Source organism: Aminobacter sp. P9b, from assembly GCF_045345995.1.
Classification (GTDB): domain Bacteria; phylum Pseudomonadota; class Alphaproteobacteria; order Rhizobiales; family Rhizobiaceae; genus Aminobacter; species Aminobacter niigataensis.
The window spans coordinates 4,841,899-4,862,097 of the sequence record NZ_CP150082.1 but is presented as its reverse complement, the minus strand read 5'-3'; the positions used below and the strand labels follow the sequence as shown (position 1 = coordinate 4,862,097).

At 65.2% G+C, this 20,199-nt stretch carries 19 protein-coding genes; 14 read left to right on the top strand and 5 right to left on the bottom strand.

Going from position 1 to position 20,199, the window contains the following annotated elements:
- Positions 1–73 precede the first annotated feature (73 nt).
- The 11 genes from WHT83_RS23885 (at position 74) to WHT83_RS23835 (ending at position 11,165) form a co-directional block, all read left to right on the top strand.
- Positions 74–1,069, top strand: a complete 996-nt coding sequence (locus tag WHT83_RS23885; protein WP_406874051.1) for a LacI family DNA-binding transcriptional regulator — start codon at positions 74–76, stop codon at positions 1,067–1,069.
- Between the two features lie 39 nt (positions 1,070–1,108).
- The gene (locus WHT83_RS23880; protein ID WP_406872574.1) at positions 1,109–2,176 is read left to right on the top strand and encodes a hypothetical protein; all 1,068 of its coding nucleotides are present in this window, start codon (positions 1,109–1,111) and stop codon (positions 2,174–2,176) included.
- Positions 2,177–2,535: 359 nt separating this feature from the next.
- Entirely contained in the window at positions 2,536–3,483 is a 948-nt protein-coding gene (locus WHT83_RS23875) for a substrate-binding domain-containing protein (RefSeq protein WP_108606955.1), read from the top strand.
- Positions 3,484–3,661: 178 nt separating this feature from the next.
- Positions 3,662–4,648, top strand: a complete 987-nt coding sequence (locus WHT83_RS23870) for an ABC transporter permease (RefSeq protein ID WP_318763731.1) — start codon at positions 3,662–3,664, stop codon at positions 4,646–4,648.
- A gap of 3 nt (positions 4,649–4,651) precedes the next feature.
- Positions 4,652–5,428: an ATP-binding cassette domain-containing protein gene (locus WHT83_RS23865; protein WP_406872573.1), complete on the top strand. Its 777-nt coding sequence runs from the start codon at positions 4,652–4,654 to the stop codon at positions 5,426–5,428.
- 26 nt (positions 5,429–5,454) lie between these two features.
- Positions 5,455–6,486, top strand: a complete 1,032-nt coding sequence (locus tag WHT83_RS23860) for a hydroxyacid dehydrogenase (RefSeq protein WP_108606958.1) — start codon at positions 5,455–5,457, stop codon at positions 6,484–6,486.
- 242 nt (positions 6,487–6,728) lie between these two features.
- A complete protein-coding gene (locus WHT83_RS23855; protein WP_108606959.1) occupies positions 6,729–7,154 on the top strand; it encodes a PqqD family protein in 426 nt (141 codons plus the stop codon).
- Positions 7,155–7,207: 53 nt separating this feature from the next.
- Complete coding sequence (locus WHT83_RS23850) at positions 7,208–8,257, top strand: serine kinase (RefSeq protein ID WP_406872572.1); 1,050 nt, start codon at positions 7,208–7,210, stop codon at positions 8,255–8,257.
- On the top strand, positions 8,254–9,006 hold the full coding sequence (locus WHT83_RS23845) for a glycosyltransferase family 2 protein (RefSeq protein WP_406872571.1): 753 nt from the start codon (positions 8,254–8,256) through the stop codon (positions 9,004–9,006). The genes WHT83_RS23850 and WHT83_RS23845 overlap by 4 nt, the downstream gene beginning before the upstream one ends.
- A complete protein-coding gene (locus WHT83_RS23840) occupies positions 9,007–9,684 on the top strand; it encodes a glycosyltransferase family 2 protein (RefSeq protein WP_406872570.1) in 678 nt (225 codons plus the stop codon).
- Positions 9,684–11,165: a nucleotidyltransferase family protein gene (locus WHT83_RS23835; RefSeq protein WP_406872569.1), complete on the top strand. Its 1,482-nt coding sequence runs from the start codon at positions 9,684–9,686 to the stop codon at positions 11,163–11,165. The genes WHT83_RS23840 and WHT83_RS23835 overlap by 1 nt, the downstream gene beginning before the upstream one ends.
- 16 nt (positions 11,166–11,181) lie before the next feature.
- Here the strand turns inward: WHT83_RS23835 and WHT83_RS23830 are convergent, their stop codons facing one another.
- Positions 11,182–12,426, bottom strand: coding sequence for a TCR/Tet family MFS transporter (locus WHT83_RS23830; protein ID WP_406872568.1), 1,245 nt, complete (start codon positions 12,424–12,426; stop codon positions 11,182–11,184).
- A gap of 246 nt (positions 12,427–12,672) precedes the next feature.
- Between WHT83_RS23830 and WHT83_RS23825 the strand changes: the two genes are divergently transcribed.
- On the top strand, positions 12,673–14,121 hold the full coding sequence (locus WHT83_RS23825) for an aldehyde dehydrogenase family protein (RefSeq protein ID WP_108606965.1): 1,449 nt from the start codon (positions 12,673–12,675) through the stop codon (positions 14,119–14,121).
- Positions 14,122–14,346: 225 nt separating this feature from the next.
- Here the strand turns inward: WHT83_RS23825 and WHT83_RS23820 are convergent, their stop codons facing one another.
- The 3 genes from WHT83_RS23820 to WHT83_RS23810 form a co-directional block, all read right to left on the bottom strand.
- The gene (locus WHT83_RS23820) at positions 14,347–15,018 is read right to left on the bottom strand and encodes an MBL fold metallo-hydrolase (protein WP_406874050.1); all 672 of its coding nucleotides are present in this window, start codon (positions 15,016–15,018) and stop codon (positions 14,347–14,349) included.
- A 50-nt stretch (positions 15,019–15,068) separates the two neighbouring features.
- Entirely contained in the window at positions 15,069–16,235 is a 1,167-nt protein-coding gene (locus WHT83_RS23815) for a diphosphate--fructose-6-phosphate 1-phosphotransferase (protein ID WP_406872567.1), read from the bottom strand.
- Between the two features lie 95 nt (positions 16,236–16,330).
- The gene (locus WHT83_RS23810) at positions 16,331–17,077 is read right to left on the bottom strand and encodes a L,D-transpeptidase (RefSeq protein WP_245439711.1); all 747 of its coding nucleotides are present in this window, start codon (positions 17,075–17,077) and stop codon (positions 16,331–16,333) included.
- Between the two features lie 176 nt (positions 17,078–17,253).
- Between WHT83_RS23810 and WHT83_RS23805 the strand changes: the two genes are divergently transcribed.
- Positions 17,254–17,877: a LysE family translocator gene (locus tag WHT83_RS23805; protein ID WP_406872566.1), complete on the top strand. Its 624-nt coding sequence runs from the start codon at positions 17,254–17,256 to the stop codon at positions 17,875–17,877.
- Between the two features lie 14 nt (positions 17,878–17,891).
- On the top strand, positions 17,892–19,211 hold the full coding sequence (locus WHT83_RS23800; RefSeq protein ID WP_406874049.1) for a tetratricopeptide repeat protein: 1,320 nt from the start codon (positions 17,892–17,894) through the stop codon (positions 19,209–19,211).
- Positions 19,212–19,229: 18 nt separating this feature from the next.
- Here the strand turns inward: WHT83_RS23800 and WHT83_RS23795 are convergent, their stop codons facing one another.
- Positions 19,230–19,601: a hypothetical protein gene (locus tag WHT83_RS23795; protein ID WP_406872565.1), complete on the bottom strand. Its 372-nt coding sequence runs from the start codon at positions 19,599–19,601 to the stop codon at positions 19,230–19,232.
- Positions 19,602–20,199 lie beyond the last annotated feature (598 nt).

The following is a 20,199-nucleotide window of genomic DNA, read 5'->3' as shown; positions in this document are numbered from 1 at the left end:
GCCGAAATGGCCGCCATAGTTTGCGGCTGTTGCAATGCCGGAGAGGGGTTCCGTGGCCAGTTCGCGACCGAAGATGGATGAAATCGCGCGGCTGGCCGGCGTCTCGAAGGCGACGGTCGACCGGGTGATGAACAACCGTGCCGGGGTGCAGGATCACACCCGCAAGCATGTGCTGGCGATTGCCGCCAACCTGGCCGGCGAGCCGGCGCCGTCGGCATCGGGCACGGTTTGCCTCGATTTCGTGCTGCCCGGCGGCAGTAACGCCTTCATGGCGGATCTGGTCAGCCAGATCGAGCGGCGCGCGGAGCTGCGCGGCGATGTCGATGTCGTCATCCATCGGGTCGCCGGCGTCGACCCGGAGCAGACGGCAGCCACGCTCGGCGGTCTGCGGGCCAACTGCCAGGGAGTTGGGCTGATCGGGCTGGACAGCCCGTCGGTGCGCGAGGCGGTGCGCCGGCTGATTGCGTCGGGCGTTCCCGTGCTGACGCTGGTTTCCGACATCAGCCATGTCGGGCGCATGAATTACGTCGGCATCGACAACCGGGCGGCGGGCCGCTTGGCCGGCTATCTGATCGGCCGCTTCCTGCCGGGCGCCGCGGGCAAGGTGGCGCTGCTTGCCGGCGCGCTTGCCTATCGCGGCCATGAGGAACGCGAGATGGGCTTCCGCCACGTGCTGTCGGAGAGTTTCCCCAGGCTCGACGTGGTTGCGGTGCGCGAGGTGCATGAGGACCCCGACAGGGCGCATGACGAAGTGCGGGCGCTGCTCGAGGAGCACGACGATCTACTGGCCATCTATTGCATCGGCGCCGGCCAGGACGGCGTGGCGCGGGCGCTGACGGAGACGGGGCGCGACAAGTCGGTGATCTTCATCGGCCACGACCTGACCGACCAGACCCGGCACTACCTGCTGAGCGGGGTCATGGACGCGGCGATCGACCAGAATGCCCAGGTCGAGGCGCGCGAGGCGATCGACCGGCTGGTGCGCGCGGTGCGCGACGAGCCGAACATTCCGACGACGACCATCCGCATCCAGTCGGTGTTCCGGGAGAACATTCCGAGCGAGGTCTGAGCGGTTATTGCGTAATTTCAGGGCCATAGGACTTTCCAGATGGACGTGATCTCGGCCGACGGCATCTCGTTGCGCTTCAACCGCGAGGGCGGGGTGATCGACGATCTGGCGATCGAATCTGGCGGCCAGACGATTCGGCCGCTGCATCGCGCGCCGTGGCTGGACAGCGGCGAGACGCTGCCCGACGGCGTGGCGCCGGTGGAGCAGCGGCTGGCCGGCGACTTCTTCTGTGCGCCGTTCGCGCGAAGCGAGCCCGGCGTGCCGATCCATGGCTGGTCGGCCAATGGCGACTGGGAAGGCGGCGAACAATCAGCCACGGCCGGCGGTGGCGTCAGCGCGGTCTACAGGCTCGAGCAGCAAGTTTCGGGCGCGCGGCTTGAAAAGGCGATTGCCCTGCGGCCCGGCGAGCCGGTGGTCTACCAGACCCATGTCTTCGAGGGCGGGACAGGCAGGCTGCCGATAGCGCATCATGCCATGATCCGGGTGCCTGGCAGCGCGCGGCTGAGCTTTTCGCCCAAGTCCGGCGGACGGACGATGGCCGCTCCGCCCGAGTCGGACCCGGCGCGGGGGCGCTCGATCCTTTCCTATCCGCAATCCTTCACCGAACTCTCGGCGGTCCGTCGTCAGGACGGTGCGATTGCGGATCTCAGCCGCTATCCGTTCGACCATGGGCACGAGGACATCGTGGTGCTGTCGGAGCAGCCGGGACGCCCCATCGGCTGGTCGGCGGCGCTGGCCGCCGAGGACGGGTTCCTGTTCTTTGCGCTGAAGGATGCCAGCGTGTTGCCGCAGACGGTACTGTGGATGAGCAATGGCGGGCGCCGCTATGCGCCCTGGAACAGCCGCCACATCGCCGTGCTCGGTATCGAGGAAGCGGCAACCGGCATCCATCTGCAGCCCGGCGAGCATATGCCGGACGGCGTCGCCACCGACATCGAGCTTGGCGGCGGGCGCAAGGTCGTTCGCTATGCCTTTGGTGCAGTTCCAGCACCGGTCGGCTGGAGCGAAGTCACCGACATCGAGGTGTCGGGCGATGAGCTGACCGTTGCCGATCGCAACGGAGAGCGCCTGTCGCTGCCATTCGATGGCGGCTTCTTCGCCGACTGATCTGTGGCCCATTAATCGTGCCTCTTCGGCGATGATCATGCCTCAAAATGAGGCGTGTCTGCGTATCTGTGCGCCGCTTCCCCTGGCCGCAACCTAAGTTTCCCAAGCTGGGTCGCCAATTCGCTGGCCGGGTGGGATTCGAGCTTGACTCGTATCTGCCGTTACGCCACTTTTCGAGCATCAAAATGATCCTGAAAAAGCATCATTTTGAGCATTCACCGTGCGGGAGGAATTGCACGGTGGCTGGAGGGCCAATCCATCGACGATAGCGCGCGCGTCCGGTTGCCGGGCGTTGCTCTGCATACGTCGGATTGAAAATCGGAGCGGGGGCATCCCGCCCGGATGAGGAGGAGAAAACCGTGCTGAAAAGGACAATAGCCGTCATCTCGGCGGCGCTGGTGGCGACCAGCCTCGGGATGGCATCGACCGCCTATGCGCAGGCCAAGAAGACGTATTACTGGGTCTCGCATGGCTCGCCGGCCGATCCGGTGTGGACCTATTTCCTGGCTGGCGCCAAGCAATGGGCCGACGACACCGGCAACACCGTCAACACGTCGTTCCACAATGGCGACGTGCCGGCGCACCAGGAAGCCATTCGCGCCGCCATCGCGGCCAAGGCATCCGGTATCGTGACCTCGAGCCCGGATCCGGGCAGCCTTGTGAAGGTGGCCGAGGAGGCCCGCGCCGCGGGCATTCCGATCATCAACATGAACACTCCAGATCCGACCGCCAACTTCAACGCCTATGTCGGCGGCAACAACGTCGCCTTCGGCAAGGGCTGGGCGCAGTACCTGGTCGACAAGAAGCTGGTGAAGGAAGGCGATTTCGTCTGGATGCCGGTCGAGGTTCCCGGCGCCACCTATGGCGTGCAGGAAGAAGAGGGCATCTCAAGCGTCTTCAAGCCGCTGAACATCACCTGGGAAGTCACCGACGCCACGCTCGACCAGGCGGAGATCATCACCCGCATGGCCGACTACCTGACCGCCAACAAAGCCAAGGTTAAGGCGATCATCGGTCTCGGCGACCTCGTCACCGGCTCGATCAAGCGCGTCTTCGACCAGGCCGGCGTCAAGCCGGGCGAGATCCCGGTCGTCGGCTGGGGCAACTCGCGCGACACCACCCAGGAAGTGCTGGAAGGCTATGTGAACGCCGCCCAGTGGCAGGATCCGCAGGCGACCAGCTACATGGCGCTGTCGATGGCGGCGATGGCTGCCAGCAAGATCCCGCCCGGCTTCGACATCATCGTCGGCTCGCTCTACGAGAAGGACCGGGCGCAGCTCTACGACGACATCCTGGCCGGCAAATAAGCCTGCCAAAGCCTCCGGTCCGGACATTCCGGGCCGGAGAATCTCCGCCGGCGCCGTTTCATATTCGACGCAACGGCCAGCTGCAGGTTCGGTCATGCCGCCTACCGGGTGCTCGCATCCAGGACCGCGGCGGCGAGGCCATTCCACCTGACGACCAACGTCTTTTCACGGATCAGTCATGGACAATCGATCATTTGTGCAGCGCTTCATCGCGAAGCCTGAATTCGGGCCATTGGTCCTGCTCATCCTGGAAATCGCGATCTTCTGGTCGATCAATCCGGACTTCCTGTCGCCGCTGAACATCTCCAACACGCTCGCCTTCACTGTCGAACTCGGCCTTATCGCGCTGGCCATGACGCTGCTGATGACCTCGGGCGAATTCGACCTGTCCGTCGGCTCGGTGTTCGGCCTGTCGGCGGTGGTGATGTGGACGGTGTTCAACACCGGCCTTGCGCCGCTGCCCGTGGCCTTCCTGATCGCCATCGGCCTTGCCATGCTGATCGGCTTCGTCAACGGCTGGTTCGTCACCCGGCTCGCCATCCCGTCCTTCCTGGTGACGCTAGGCATGCTTCTGATCGCGCGCGGCTCGGCGCTCTACATCACCGACGGTTTCCCGCAGCGCACCTGGAACGCCGAGGACCAGTGGCTGGCGCAACTCCTGGTCGGCGAGTTCTACGTCGGCGGCTTCCGCGTCTACATGTCCCTGCTGTGGTTCGTGCTGTTTGCCTTCCTCGCCCATTACGTGCTGACCCAGACCAAGGCCGGCAACTGGATCCAGGCCTCGGGCGGCAATCCCAACGCGGCGCGGGCGCGGGGCGTCAACGTCCGGCGCACCAAGGTGCTGCTGTTCATGACCTCGTCGGCGATGGCGGCCTTTGCCGGCATCATCAGCTCGATCCGCACCTCGGCTGCCAACCCCAACAGCGGCACGAGCTATGAACTGGAGGTGATCGCCATGGTGGTCATCGGCGGCACGGTGCTGACCGGGGGGCGTGGCACCATCATCGGCACCGTGATCGGGATATTCATCCTGCGCATCATGCGCAACGGCATCGTCATGGTCGGCGTGCCCGGCCTCGCCTACAACATCTTCATCGGCGCGATCATCCTCGCCATGATGGCGCTGCACTCCTGGCTCGAACGCCGACACAATGCGGGGACCTGAGCGATGACCCAAGAACTCGTCCGGATGCAGAACATCAACAAGTACTATGGGCGCATCCATGCGCTCCGGGACGTCTCGCTCACGGTCAATACCCATGAGGTCGTCGGCCTGCTCGGCGACAACGGCGCCGGCAAGTCGACGCTGATCAAGGTGCTGTCTGGCGCGGTGCCGATGACCAGCGGCCAGATCTACGTCAAGGGCAAGGAGGTGCAGATGAAGAGCACCACCGACGCCATAGCCAACGGCATCGAGACCATCTACCAGGACTCGGCGCTGGTGCCGCAACTGTCGATCGCCCGCAACCTGTTCCTCGGGCGCGAGCCGGTCAAAGGCGCGCGCCTGTTCAACAGGCTCGACCACGATGCGATGAACGAGGTGGCGCGGACCTTGCTCAAGCGCGTCGGCATCACCAAGGACATCCCGCCGACCACGCCGATCGGGGCGCTGTCGGGCGGCGAGCGCCAGGCGGTCGCCATCGCACGCGCCATGCATTTCGAAAGTAACCTAATCATCCTCGACGAGCCGACCAACAATCTCGGCGTCGCCGAGACGCAAGGCGTACTGCGCTTCGTGCGCGAGGTGCGCGATACCGGCCATTCCTGCATCTTCATCGCCCACAACATCCACCATGTCTTCCAGGTGGTCGACCGCATCGTCGTCATGCGCGGCGGCAAGATCGTTGCCGACGACATCGATCCGAAGAAATCGACCATCGAGGAGGTCGAACGGGTGATCACCGGCGAGCACCTGATCGAGGCGCTGGGCCTCGACCACGGCTGAGGCAGTAGAAGCGCCGGGAGGAAAGCATGTCCGATCAAGCCAGGCCGCTTGTGCTCAGCGCGCCCCGGCCGCGCACGCTGGAGCTGATCTTTGCGCCCGAGGCGTTGGCCAGGCTACGCGATGAGAACGAGGTGCTGGAGGTCGAGCCCGAGGACATCGCCGGTCTCGATGCTGAAATTCTGGCACGTGTGCGCTATTTGATCGGACAGCCGGCGCTGTCGCCGGACACTGTCGCGGCGATGGCGTCGCTGCGCTGCATCTTCAACGTCGAGGGCAACCTGCTCGACAACATGCCCTACGAGCACCTATTCGCGCGTGGCGTGCATGTGGTGACGACCAGCCAGGTCTTCGCCGAGCCGGTGGCCGAGATCGGACTGGGGCTGGCGCTGGACCTTGCGCGCGGCATCACCGACGCCGACCTCGCCTTCCGCGAGGGCCGTGAGCTTTGGGGCGCCGACGGCAACGCCTCTGCCCGCTTGATGTCGGGTGCCGATATCGGCTTCATCGGCTTCGGCGATCTCGGCAAGGCGCTGAACCGGCTGCTCCTGGGGTTCCGCGCCCGCGTCAAAGCCTTCGACCCATGGCTGCCGCCCTCCGTGTTGCGCGAAAATGGCGTCGAGTCGGCAACGCTCGACGAGGTCTTGTCAGGCAGCGATGTTGTCTTCGTGGTGGCATCGGTCACCAGCGAGAATCAGGGCTTCCTCGACGCCCGCTCATTCGCCAGCATGCGTAAGGGGGCGGCGCTGATCCTGCTCAGCCGTGCTGGAGTTGTCGATTTCGACGCGCTGATGGATGCTGTCCGAAGCGGCCATATCCTGGCTGCCAGCGATGTCTTTCCCGAGGAGCCGCCGGCGAAGGACCATCCCGTTCGATCCCTGCCCGGGTTCCTGCGTTCCGCCCACCGTGCCGGTGCGCTGGACATCGCCTTCAAGCGCATGGGCGACATGGTGCTGGAGGACATGGCCCTGATGGATCGCGGCCTGCCGCCGATGCGCTGCAAGCGGGCCGAGCGCGAAACGGTCTCGCGCATGCGCTCGAAGCCGGTCGAGCGAAACTGAGCGGCAGCGCGTATTGGGTTGAACGCGGTCGTACAATCCCGCAAAGAGACGCTGTGCCATCAACGCCTTCGGAACGTCTGCTCCGCAGGCATTAAAAAATACTACCAATAACAATCTAGAGGCGAGTATTGCGCCAATGGATACAACCGGATATATGGCGCCGCCTGGATGCAGGTTGCTTATATAAGCGCTTGCTTGATAAGCAGTGCATCTCAGAGGTAACCTAGGGGTAGGTGTGGGTAATGGGGTTTTCGTCGATTTACGCGGTCTCGGGCAGCGACATTGTCTATGAGACGTTCGATGGCGATGCGGTCGTTCTCGATCTCGCCAGCGGCCGGTATTTCGGCTTCTCGGACAGCGGCAGCTGTGTGTGGGAGGCGCTGATTGCGCATGTTTCGCCGGCAAGCCTCGTCGGCCGGGATTGCGGCAGCAGCGCGATCGCAGCAGACGATCTCGATGCCTTCATCGCCAGGCTTGGCGAATATGGGCTGCTTTCGCCCGCGGCTGAGGTTGCGCCCACGGCCCTTTCGCCCGAGCTGGCTGCGCGCCTGGCTGCGGCACGTGACGGCCTCAAGATCGACATGCACGACGAACTTGCAGACCTGGTCATGGTCGACCCGATCCACGATGTCGACGAGCCCGCCGGCTGGCCGGTGGTCAGGCAGTAGGTGCGGCTGGCGACAGTCGTACTTTTTCTCTCCAGTCAACTCATTGGGCACAGATGCAACGGGTAACCCTTGATGGCCTTGCCGACTATGCGCGCGAGGTTCTGGCCGCATGCGAGGCCGGCGCCGGGAGCTTTCCCGTGCAAAGCCGGGTCGAGCTGCCGGGGTTGTCGATCGACGTGTTCTCCGATCACGGCGAACTGGCGGCGGCGCTCGGCCATGGCATGGCAACGGCGAAAGATGCCGGACATCGGCAGCCGGCACGCATCTTCCTCGCGCATCCCGGAATAGGCTCGGTGCCGACACCGGCCCAGTGGGGCGAGGCGTTGTTCAACCCGCAAGCGTTCTCTGAGAGGCTCGAGGCCGATGGGTTGCGCGGACACTATTTCCACGACCTGCGCTACTGGCAATTCTACCACGTCGAGAAGCGACGGGGTGTCCAGCTCATGCTTTCCGCCGATGGCTGCCCGCCATGGGAGTTCGGTGCGCCGTTGCGGTGTTTTCTCCACTGGGAATATGCGGCGCGGGGCATGCGGCTGACCCATGCCGGAACGCTCGGCGCTGGCGGCAGGGGCGTGCTTCTGGCCGGGGCAGGCGGGGCGGGCAAGTCCGGTACGGTTGCGGCCGGTTTGCTCGCCGGGCTCGAAAGCGTCGGCGACGACTATGTGCTGGTCGAGTTCGACGGCGATCGTTCGGTGGCGCGTCCGCTGTTCACCACGCTGAAGCAGGACCCCACGGGTTTCGACCGGCTGGGACTTGCCAGTCGGCTGCCCGACCCGGGTCCGCTCAATTGGCAAGGCAAATACCAGTTCAGGGTCCAGGACCTGTCCCCGGGCGGCGTGGCCGAAAAGCTCGACATCGTCGCCCTGACGGTGCCGCGGATTTCGGGCGAGGCAAAAAGCGCAATCACGCCGATCTCGCGCAGGGATGCGCTGATGGCGCTGGCGCCGTCGGGGATCGCACAGATGCCCGGCGAACGGGAGAGCGGTTTCCGGTTTTTCGGCGAGCTGACACGACGCCTGCCGTGCTTCCACTTGGCGTTGGGCAGGCGCGGCGAGGAAATCGCGGAGACGATCGCTGCGTTTCTGGACAGGGGAAAGCCATGAAGCTGGGCATCGTCGTGCCTGTCTACAATCGCGAGAGATATGTCGGCTCGGCGCTTCGCTCGGTGTTGCGCCAGCGCGATGCGGCGGACCTCGACATCATCGTCATCGACGATGGCTCTACGGACGGTACTGCGGACGTCATCCGCGCCTTCATCGGGGACGGGGCGCCGATCCGCCTGTTTTCACAACCGAACGCCGGTGTGACCAAGGCGCGAAACGCGGGCTTGCGGCAGCTCTCTGATGACACCGAGTTCGTTTCCTTCCTCGATTCCGACGACATTTCGCCAGCCGGCCGTTTCGCTGCCGACCTCACATATTTCAAGGCCGACCCGGTTCTCGAACTGACCTATTCCTACATGCGCATGGTCGACCTGGTCGACGAAGAGGCCCTGGAGCCCGCCGAAGGTTGTGACGAACGTGTCTTTCGCGGGATACATCTTTCGGCAGGAATCTACGCGAGGGGCCTGGTCGATCGGATCGGGCCTTTTGACGAAGAACTGGCTCAGTCGGAGGATACCGATTTCCTGTTTCGCGTGTTCGAGCAGCACGCTCGCCATGTCTTTCCAGACACGATCGCGCTTTACTATCGCCAGCATCCGGACAGCCTGATGGCCAACCGAGCGGAGGTGCGGCGCGAGTTCCTGCGCGCTTGCCACAAGTCCATCGTGCGTCGCCGCCGCGACCCGTCGCTCGGCAGCTTTCAGGATCTGATCAAGGTCGACGAGCGTGGATTGGGCAGGGGGCGCTAGGTGGCCAAGTACAGCGTCGTCATTCCCGCCTACAATGCGGCCCGCACCATCGCCGAGACGCTGCGCTCGGTTGCGGCGCAGAGCCTCGCTCCGGCCGAGATCATCGTCGTCGACGACGGCTCGACGGACGAGACCGAGGCTGCCGCCCTGCAATCGGGCGTCGGCATCCGCTATGTCAGGCAGGACAATGCCGGTCCGGGCAGCGCAACGACAAGAGGTTTTGCACTGGCCTCGCATCCCCACATCGCCACGGTGGATGCCGACGACCTGTGGCTGCCCGAAAAGATCGAGCGGCAGTTCCGCAGGCTGGAAGAGATGCCGCAACTGGCCGCCGTCTTCACGCTCTGGCGGACGTTCAGGCATGGCGAAGCCGATACCGGCACTGGCCAGGTCGTTCCCGGCTGGTCGCGCACGACGATGCTGGTTCGCCGCGATGTGGCGCTCGCCGTCGGGCCGGTGATCGACCCGCCGGGCAACCGTGGCGAGATGATCGACTGGCTGGGCCGTGCCCGCGAGGACGGGCACCAGTTCGGCATGATCGACGAGGTGCTTTCGCTGCGGCGGATACTGCCGGGCAGCATGTCCTATGGCCGCGATCCCGAGCGCGACCGCGGCTATCTCGAAGTGGCGAGGATGGCCATGCTGCGGCGCAAGCTCAAGAACTCCGGGCAGGGCTGATGGCATCGGCATCCCGCCGCATCAGCCGGCGCTTCCCCTGTTATGGCTGGGCATGGCCGACCAACGGGCTCGACCAGTTGCTCAAGGCCGTGCTGCTGCCGGACCAGCAGGCAGCGCAGGCCCAAGCGCTGCACTGGCTCGACGCCAACGACATCGACGCGGTCGAGTTTCGCGAGCATCGGCTGCTTGCAGCCATCGCCGACCGTTTCGGCAAGGCGCTGGCCACGCATCCTGCCTATCCACGTCTCGCCGGGCTGCAGAAGATGCTGTGGACCAAGTCGCGGCTCGCCATGCGCGAGGCCGAGCCTGCGCTGAAGGGAATCATCGACGGTGGTGCGCCGATCATGCTGCTCAAGGGCGCCAGCCGCATCGCGGTCGATCCGGCGGCGCAGCGTGGCCGCGTCGCCCACGACATCGACATATTGGTGCGGCCGCAGCACATGGCAGTTGCCTTCGATGTGCTGCGGCATGGCGACTGGCATGTGTCGACTGGGGTCAGTCCGCAATATCTCAAGCCGCGGCTCGGCGCCGTGCGCTCGATGAACTTCTTCAAGGGCAGCTATGGCGACATCGACCTGCACCAGGTCGCCTATGACTGGTCGCAGGCCGATGCGGCTGACGATGAGGCGATCTGGCAGCGCGCCTTGCCGGCGACCTTTTCCGGCCTTGGCGTGCTGGTGCCTTCGGCTGCCGACCGGGTCGCGTTGGCGATCGGCCATGGCGGCCTCGATGCCCATGTCCACAGCGACTGGCTGGTCGACAGCGCGACGGCGATTGGCACCTGCGGGTTTGACTGGGAGGTGTTCTGCGAAATCGTCGCCCGGCGCTGCCTGGCGGTGCCGGCAGCGGTGGCGCTGACCTATCTCGCCGCGGAAATGTCCGCGCCCGTGCCTGCCGGCGCGCTGGAACGGATTGTCGCGATGGCCGACCGCGCCGGCGCATCCAGGATAAGCTCGCTGCTCCAGGCCAAGCCGCGAACCGATTTCAAGGGGCTGACGTGGCTTTCGCGCGGGGTGGCCAAGCAGTTGCGGATGCGCAAGAAGCGGGCGGTTCGCGAGCGTGAATTGCCTGACGTCCAGTGGCACGGCCGTCGCGTAACCGAGACGGCCGATGCCGGGGCAGGCGTCCCGGCGCTGTCGCAGCCGGTGCCTATGCCGCCGCCGATTGCTGGTGGGGCGCGGGCGGAGATCGACATCGTCGTGCGCATGGACCTGCCGCCGGTGCGCCGGCGCATCGAGATGGAGCTCAATGGCGGCGAACGGCATTTCGCGCGACTGCGCTATCGCAAGCTCGGCAAGTCGGGAGGCCGGCTGACATTGCGGTTTCGCGGTGTCATCCAGCCCGACCTAGCCCTTGGTGCGTTGACGCTCGCGGCGCGTCCGTCGCGTCAGTTCCGCGAGTGGGAGCACGAGCAGACCGTTGCCACCTATGGCGCGGTGCCGTTCGAGATCGTCTCGGTGAAGGTTTCTCCCACGCGCTGAGGCTGGGCTGACATTCTCAGACCGCCTCTTCCGCCGCGTCGGCGCGGTCGGCCTTGCGGGCGACCGCCCAGCCGAGCAATGCCGCCGACAGCAGCACGACCGCGGCGAGGTAGAAGGCGAGGCCGGGGTAGGGCATCGGCGTACCTTCGCTCAGCGTCCAGGCATAGACCGCGCCGAAGAACAGCGGCGATGCGACGCCGGCGATGCTGGCCACGCTCATGTTGGCGCCCTGCAACTGGCCCTGCTCGAACTCGGAAACACGCTGGGTCATCAGCGACTGCGTCGTCGGCATGGCGAGGCCCCACAAGGCGTTGGGGATGATCGCCAGCGTGAACCAGAAGCCGGTCGGCGCCCAGCCCATGCAGGCGATGCCGAAGGCGCCGGCAAACAAGCCGAACACCATCGTCGTGCGGTCGCCGAAGCGCTTGACGACCGGGCCGACGATCAGCCCCTGCACGATCATGTCGAGCACGCCGACCATCGCCAGCAGTAGGCCCACTTCCCAGGCATGCCAGCCGTAGCGGTAGGCGGCATAGAGCACGAACACTGCCGAGAAGACATGATGGGCGAAATGCAGCAGGAAGGTCACCGCGGCGAGACCGGTCAGTTCCGGGTGCGAACGCAGCAGCATCATCGCGCCGAACGGATTGGCGCGGCGCCAGGAGAAGGCCATGCGCTTTTCGCGCGGCAGCGATTCAGGCAGGACGAAGGCGCCATAGAGGAAGGCAAGCCCGCTCATCGCCGCCGCCACCCAGAACGGCGCGCGCGGCGAGATCTCGCCGAGGAAACCGCCCATCAGCGGCCCGGCAACGAAACCTGCGCTGAAGGCAGCACCGATCAGGCCATAGGCGCGGGCGCGGCCCTCGGGCGGGGTGATGTCGGCCATGTAGGCGAAGACGGTGGTGAAGCTCGACGAGGTGACGCCGGCGACGATGCGGCCGAGGGCCAGCCACCACAGGTTCGGCGCCAGCGCCATCAGCACGTAGTCGGCGGCGAGGCCGACGGTCGACAGCAGGATGACGGGGCGGCGGCCGTAACGATCCGACAGCGAGCCGATGATCGGCGAGCAGACGAACTGCATGAAGGCCCAGAGCGCGATGAAGACGCCATTGATCCAGCCGGCGTCGGCGTTGGAGCCGGCGAACTCCTCGATAAGCGAGGGCAGCACCGGGATGATGATGCCCATCGCCACGATGTCGAGCACGGCGGTGACGAAGATGAAGGCGATCGCCGCCTGGCGACGCGAACCTGTGATGGACATGATGGTGGCCTCGATGGACGAGCCTTATAAAACAACGTGGCGTGCGATCCACCCATGTCCGGCCACATTACCAAAACCTACTGACATTGTGGCACGAGCGGTCAAGCAGTGACCCAAGCCTTCCCGCACGGGGACAGCCAGCCTACAAATGCGGTCGGAATCAGGACATGAACGTGCCGCGCGCCGTTCTAGAAGTCTGCCAACTGCAAAGTCCCGTTTTTCGGGTCATGTACCAAGGAGCCTGCCATGCTGCGCAAGACGAATTTCTTCATCGACGGAAAATGGGTCGCGCCCGCGGTTGCGAAGGAGCTCGAGGTCATCAACCCGGCCGACGAGCAGGCCTTTGCGGTGATTTCGCTGGGGTCGCCCGCCGATGTCGACAAGGCGGTGGAAGCAGCACAGCGCGCTTTCCCGGCATGGAGTGCGACCAGCCGCGAACAGCGTCTCGCGCTGCTCGAAAAGTTGCTCACCGCCTATAACAGGCGCGTGCGCGACATGGCCCAGGCGATTTCCTGGGAGATGGGCGCGCCGATCAAGCTGGCGCTCGAGTCGCAGGCCTCCAGTGGCGCGGGGCACATCAAGAGCTTCATCGAGGTGCTGAAGCGCTTCGAATTCGAAGAGCCGCTCAACGCGGCCAATCCGCAGGAGCGCATCGTGCGCGAGCCGATCGGCGTGTGCGGGCTGATTACGCCATGGAACTGGCCGATGAACCAGGTAGCGCTGAAGGTGGTGCCGGCGCTGGCAGCGGGCTGCACGGTGGTGTTGAAGCCGTCGGAGATCGCGCCGATGTCGTCGATCGTCTTTGCCGAGATGATGGAGGAAGCGGGCTTCCCGGCCGGCGTGTTCAACATGGTCAATGGCGACGGCCCGACCGTCGGCGAGGCGATGTCGCGCCATCCCGGCATCGACATGATGTCGTTCACCGGCTCGACGCGCGCCGGCGTTGCGGTGACCAAGGCGGCGTCCGAGACGGTCAAGCGCGTGACGCTGGAACTCGGCGGTAAGTCGCCCAACATCGTCTTCGACGATGCCGACCTCACCGACGCGGTGACGCGTGGGCTGGCGCATTGCTTCGAAAACACCGGCCAGTCCTGCAACGCACCGTCGCGCATGCTGGTGCAGCGCCCGGTCTATGACAAGGCCGTCGACATCGCGGCGAAATATGCGGCCACCGTGAAGATCGGCAATCCGGCCGAGGACGGCGACCATATCGGGCCGCTGTCGTCCGACGTCCAGTTCGACAAGGTGCAGGGCATGATCGACGCCGGCATCAAGGAGGGCGCGCGTGTCGTTGCCGGCGGGCTCGGCCGGCCAGAAGGGTTCAACCGCGGTTACTTCGTGCGACCGACGGTCTTTGCCGACGCCAACAACGACATGCGCATCGCCCGCGAGGAGATCTTCGGGCCGGTGGTGGCGATGATCCCGTTCGAAACGGAAGAAGAAGCGATCGCCATTGCCAACGACACGCCCTATGGCCTGTCGGCCTATGTCCAGACGGGCGACAAGGCGCGTGCCCAGCGCGTGGCGCGCAAGCTCCGCGCCGGCATGGTGCAGATCAACGGCACCGAGCGCCCCTATGGCAGCCCCTTCGGCGGCTACAAGCAGTCGGGCCTCGGCCGCGAAGGCGGCAAGTGGGGGCTCGAGGATTTCCTCGAGGTCAAGGCGATCAGCGGGTTCGAGGAAGGGCTGGGCTGATCTTCGGCGTTTAGTCTCAAGAGGCACCCCCTCACCGTCACGGCTTCGCCGCGCCACTTCTCCCCCACTTCGTGGGGGCGAGGAAACGCCAATCGCGCAGGCTCCGCCTTGCCGCCGCTAGAGTGCGAACTCGCAGGACTTGGTTCCTCGCCCCCACGGAGTGGGGAGAGGTGGCTCGGGCGAAGCCCGAGACGGTGAGGGGGCTTCGAGCGCTGAGCGACGCTATTAGCCGCCGTTCCGTCTTAGATAATCCTCGGCAATCTCGCGCATCCTGTCGCCGTCGATGCTGTCGGCGTGGCCGCCGTGGGCGATGCGCACCGGCAGACCGATCAGGCGGCGCATGGTGTCGCAGTAGGCGGCGCGGTCGGAATCCGGCATGTCGTCGACCAGCAGCCCGCCATGGATGGCATCGCCCGAGAACAGGGTGCCGTCATGTTCGTCGAACAGGCCGATAGATCCTGGCGAGTGGCCGGGCAGGTGCAGCACGGTGAAGCTGCGGTCGCCGAGGTCGATCACGGCGCCCTCGTCGAGCAGGCGGTGCAGCGGGGCGGGCCTGATGGCGTAGTCGGCGGACCGCCAACCGGGCCAGGGCAGTTCCGATACGTCGCCTGGAAAATTGCGGAACATGTGGGCGTAGGTCGCCTCGTCCGGCATGGTCTCGAAGAACGTTGCCTCGATGCGGGGGCCGGCGCGCCAGGCGAATTCATGCAGCGAGCCGACATGGTCGAGATGGACATGGGTGGCGACCACGAGCAGGGGCTTGCCCGGCACCGTGTGGATCTCTGGGGCGAGTGGGCAGATGCCCATGCCGGTGTCGACCAGCATGTCGATGTCACGGCCGCGCACCAGCCACATATTGGCGCGGCAATAGTCGGTGACGAACGGTTCGGTCAGCATCGTCGTGGTTGCGTCGACGATGATTTTCGAGAACCAGCCCAAGCGTCGGTTCAAACGAATGGCCTGCCGATCTTGAACCTGCCAGGGACCAGCCGGCGCAGATACGCCAGCCCCTTTTCGGAAAGGTGGTTGGCGTCGGGCAGCATGAAGTCGTCCGGCATGTGCCGGGTCTTGCCGGCGACGTTGGCCAGCGGCACCAGCTTCAGCACGGTCTTGCCGCCTTCGTATTTCAGCGCCACCGAGCCGCCGCCCTTGTCTGCCGCATCGATGGCGAAGACGCCGGCGTTGAAGGCTTCCTGCGCGTCGACGGCATTGACCGCGCCGATGTAGCCGCGCGGCATGTAGCCGAGCGCGTCGACGCGCGCGCGCTTGCCCGGCAGGCCTTCGGCGAGGGCGTTCTCGAAGGCACGGCTCAGGTCGCTGCCCGAAAGCTTGATGTTGCCATGGGCGTCGCGTTCGAGCTTGTCGGCGGGCACGATGCTTTCCACCAGCGCCTTGCCGTCGGCGGTGCTGACGCCCTCGGAGACCGCAACGACGCAGCGGCGATGGCGGGCCAGCGTCGCCTTCACCTCGTCGATGAAGCGCGGCACCGAGAAGGCACGTTCGGGCACGTAGATCAGGTGCGGGCCGTCGGTGTCCTCGTCGCGCCACGCTGCGGCTGCCGCCGTCAGGAAGCCGGCATGGCGACCCATGACGATACCGACATAGATGCCGGGCAGAGCGCGAAAATCGAGATCGACGCTGAGGAAGGCGCCGGCGACGAACTCGGCCGCCGAGATGAAGCCCGGCGTGTGGTCGTTTTCTTCGAGGTCGTTGTCGATGGTCTTGGGTGCATGGACGAAGGCGATGCTGCCCTGCGCCGCGTCGGTCAGGATCTGCTGGGTGCCGGCGGTGTCGTTGCCGCCGATATAGATGAAGGCGCGGGCGTCGGCTTTCTTGAGGCCTTCGAGGATGACATCGCAATAGGCGGCATCAGGCTTGTCGCGGGTGCTGCCAAGGGCGGCGCCGGGCGTCGCAGCAATGCGCAGCAGTTGCTCTTCGGGAATATCGGTCAGGTCGACATAGTCGCCGTCGCGGATGCCGCGGACGCCGTGGCGCGAGCCCAGGACGCGCGCCTTGGGATGGCGCCGGCGGATTTCGAGCACGGCGCCGGCCATCGTCTGGTTGATGACGGCCGTTGGTCCACCGCCTTGCGCGATGACGAATGTCGAAGGCATGGACGCTGTCCTCCCAGTGCTGATTTCCGGCACATTCGCCCTTCTGGCGACCGGACGCAATGGGAGATTCAGTCGGTTCTAAAGCTATCCGCAGCCTAGCTGACGACGATCGGCGTCTTGCCGTTGACGCGGCTGAAGAGGTCGATGACGTCCTGGTTGATCATGCGGACGCAGCCCGACGACATCGCCTGGCCGATGGTCCACCATTCGGGCGAGCCATGGACGCGGTAGCCGGTGTCCTGGCCGTCCTTGAAGATGTAGAGCGCGCGTGCGCCGAGCGGGTTGTCGAGGCCGCCGGGCTGGCCGCCGCGCCATTTCTCGAGTTCCGGCTTGCGGGCGATCATTTCCGCCGGAGGGGTCCAGCGCGGCCATTTCTTGCCGTACTGGATGTTGGCGCGCCCGTTCCAGAGGAAGCCGTCGCGGCCGATGCCGACGCCATAGCGGATGGCATCGCCACCCGGCTGGACGAGATAGAGATGACGTTCCTGCAGCCGCACGACGATGGTGCCGGGTGCTTCGCCGGTCGGGTCGACGACGATCTGGCGGCGGAATTTGGGATCGACCTTGGCGAAGGGGATCTCCGGCAGCTGGTAGCCTTCGTCGGTGAAGGAGGCGTACATCAGCTCGGGGCGGGTTACCTGCTTGTCGACGCTGATGCTGGGCCGGATCGAACCGGTAGTGTAGTCGTCGATCTGGATCGAGGCGAGGTCCATCTCCATGCTTCGACTGCAGCCGGCCAGCAGCCCGGCGGCGCCGAGGCCAAAAAGCACGTTGCGGCGCGAGGCCAGTTTCGGGGCATGATCGGTTGGGCCGGAGACCGGCGAAGCAGGCGATTTCGACACGGCACAATTCCACTCTAAACGCGGGGGCGGCCAGGCACCGGGGCGAACCCCGGCTGGATAGGTGGCATTTTCATCATTCATGGTTGAGAAAGCATGAACGCCGCGTGTGTTGCCTCAGGGGCTTTACAACCGCGCAGCGGCGGAGCTTGATCCCGTTGTTGATCAGGGAGCTTTTCATGTCGTTCGAAAACTGGGCCGCCTTTGCCGCCGCGTCTGCGGTGCTGCTCGTCATTCCGGGGCCGACCATCCTGCTTGTGGTATCCTATGCGCTGGGCCAGGGCTGGCGCACCGCACTGCCGATGGCGGTGGGCGTGGCACTCGGCGATTTCACCGCGATGACGCTGTCGATGCTCGGCATCGGCGCGCTGCTTGCCGCCTCGGCAACCGTCTTCACCATCGTGAAGTGGATCGGTGCGGCCTATCTCATCTATCTCGGCATCAAGCTGTTTAGGGCCGGGGGGTCGCTCGACGCCAAGCCGCGCACCGATGCGGCGTCGGCCGCCAAGATGATGGCGCATGCCTGGATCGTGACGGCGCTGAACCCCAAGAGCATCACCTTCTTCGTCGCCTTCCTGCCGCAGTTCATCGACCGCAGCGGCGATTTCTGGACCCAGATGCTGATCTTCGAGGTGACCTTCCTGACGCTGGCCTTCGCCAATGCCTTCGGCTACGCGCTGGTCGCCGCGCGCGCCCGCAGCGTCGTTGCCAGCCCGCGCGCCATCCGCATCTTCAACCGCACCGGCGGCACTTTGCTTGTCGGCGCCGGTCTTGCCGCGGCGGCAACCCGTTCGGGGCACTGAGGACTTCGGCCGTGGTGAAGGACCGGCTCGGGCTTGCGCTTTCAGGCGCGGACGAGGCTTCCGCCGCGCATTACGAGCGTGGGGTGAGCGAACTCCAGCGCTTCGTCGGCGATCCGGTCGGCTCGGCCGACAAGGCGATCGCTGCAGCGCCCGACTTCGTCATGGCGCATGTGCTGAAGGGCTGGCTCTACGGCCTCGCCACCGAGCGCGAGGCGATGGCGGTCGCGCTCGACTGCCATGTTGCCGCCGCCGTGCTCGCTGCAACAGTCCGTGAGAAGGCGCATGTCGCGGCCCTCGGCTGTCTCGCAGCGGGCCATTGGCACGAGGCCGGGCATATCCTTGCCGATCTGACTGCGGAGCATCCCGCCGATGCGCTGGCGCTGCAGGCCGGACACCAGATCGACTTCTTCACCGGCAATGCGCCGATGCTGCGCGATCGCATCGCCAAGGCTATGCCGGCGTGGAGCACGGGCATGCCGGGCTATCACGCCATCCTCGGCATGCAGGCCTTCGGCTTCGAGGAGATGGGCGAATATGCGCATGCCGAGACCCTGGGCCGGCAAGCTGTCGAGATGGAACCGCGCGATGGCTGGGCCCAGCATGCGGTGGCACATGTGATGGAGATGCAGAGCCGCCAGCGCGACGGCATCGCCTGGATGCGCGGCAACTCGGACGCCTGGACGAAGGAGAGCTTTCTCCAGGTCCACAACTGGTGGCACCTGGCGCTGTTTCACTACGACCTCGGCGAGACTGACGAGGTGCTGACGCTTTATGACGGGCCGATCTACGGCGCGCAGTCGAAGCTGGCGCTCAACATGGTCGATGCCTCGGCGATATTGTGGCGGCTTCATCTCGGCGGCGTCGATGTCGGCGACCGCTGGGCGAGCCTTGCGGCCAACTGGGCGCCCAAGGCTGCGGCCGGCAACTACGCCTTCAACGACGCACATGCGATGATGGCCTTCGTCGGCGCCGGTCTCGAAGCGCCGGCCAAGGCGATGCTCGACGCCCAGCGCGAGGCGATCGCCCGCGACGACGACAACGCCGCTTTCACGCGCGACGTCGGCCACCCCGTCACGCTGGCGATCAAGGCCTTCGGGGAAGGGCGCTATGGCGAGACGGTGCGGCTGCTTGGGCCGGTCAGGGCCATCGCCCACCGCTTCGGCGGCAGCCATGCCCAGCGCGACGTGATCGAACTGACGCTGATCGAGGCGGCCCTGCGCGATGGCGACGATGCGCTGGCGGTCAGGTTGGCCGTAGCGCGCAACCATGCGCGCCCGGCAAGCCCGCTGTCGGGCCTGTTCGTCCAGCGTGCGGCACTTCTCGCGCACGGCTGAAAGTCACGCGCGCCTCGTCTAGCTGTCCGCCCAGCCGATAACGACGTGGTCAGGCTGTATTGGATGGTTGACCCAGATGCGGATGTGCGTCCTTGTGCTGCTAACCGGGATGTCTGCGATGTCAATGAGGGCATCCGACAGCATCAGCAGCCGGTGAGGGGTGTCGAGTAAACCGTCGTAGTCCGGCGCTAACGTCTGGTTCAATTCCGAGAGTGGCCCGACAACTACCGTGGTATCCCCGTCGTTCGAATAGAGAGATGGAACGGTGATGCATTCACGTGTTGCCGCAATACGCCCATAGTCTAGGTCAATCGGCGGTGTGACCTCGCGCCTGCCGGCAACGTAAAAGCTGACGTATTCGGGGGCTATGACGAGTGTTTTCACAACCATTCAACGTCTCCTGGACTTGAGATGTTTGATGAGACCACCTTGCGATGCGCTGCACCAGATGCAATGCGGGTAAACTCGCGTCGGGGTCCCCCAGCTTCTCGGCATTTGATGATCTCCGACGTGGTTGCCGCTCGGCGTTCCTGGATCTTGTCTACCGCACCAATGGCAACCGAATTTGCGCCCGATTCGATTGATTTCGCGTTGTTCGGCCTGAGTTAGTCGGCGGTTGGTAGGTGGTGCAGGTATCCACTCTCTTGCGTAGGGACCTGGGCCTACTCGCGTCGCCTGTAGCTGAAATATACGGAAATAGGCCTCGGCCGTGCTCCATTGATTGGCGCGGATGTAACCTTCGATAGTTTCATAGGCTTGCGGGTTGGGCTTCCATCCAGGGTCAATCTTGCGAACTTTCTGCAGCGCCTCCAGCAAGCGTCCCTGGCTGACTGCGAGCCGAGCTTCCTGATCAGGGGTCGCAGTCTGCCAACGCCCATTTATCCGGACGCGACCTGTTGCGCGGGGTCGAGATGAGGCCAGATGGACATGACCTCTGGCACCTTCGTCTGTCCATTGTCCTCCATCTGGCGTGCCTGCTGGGACACGA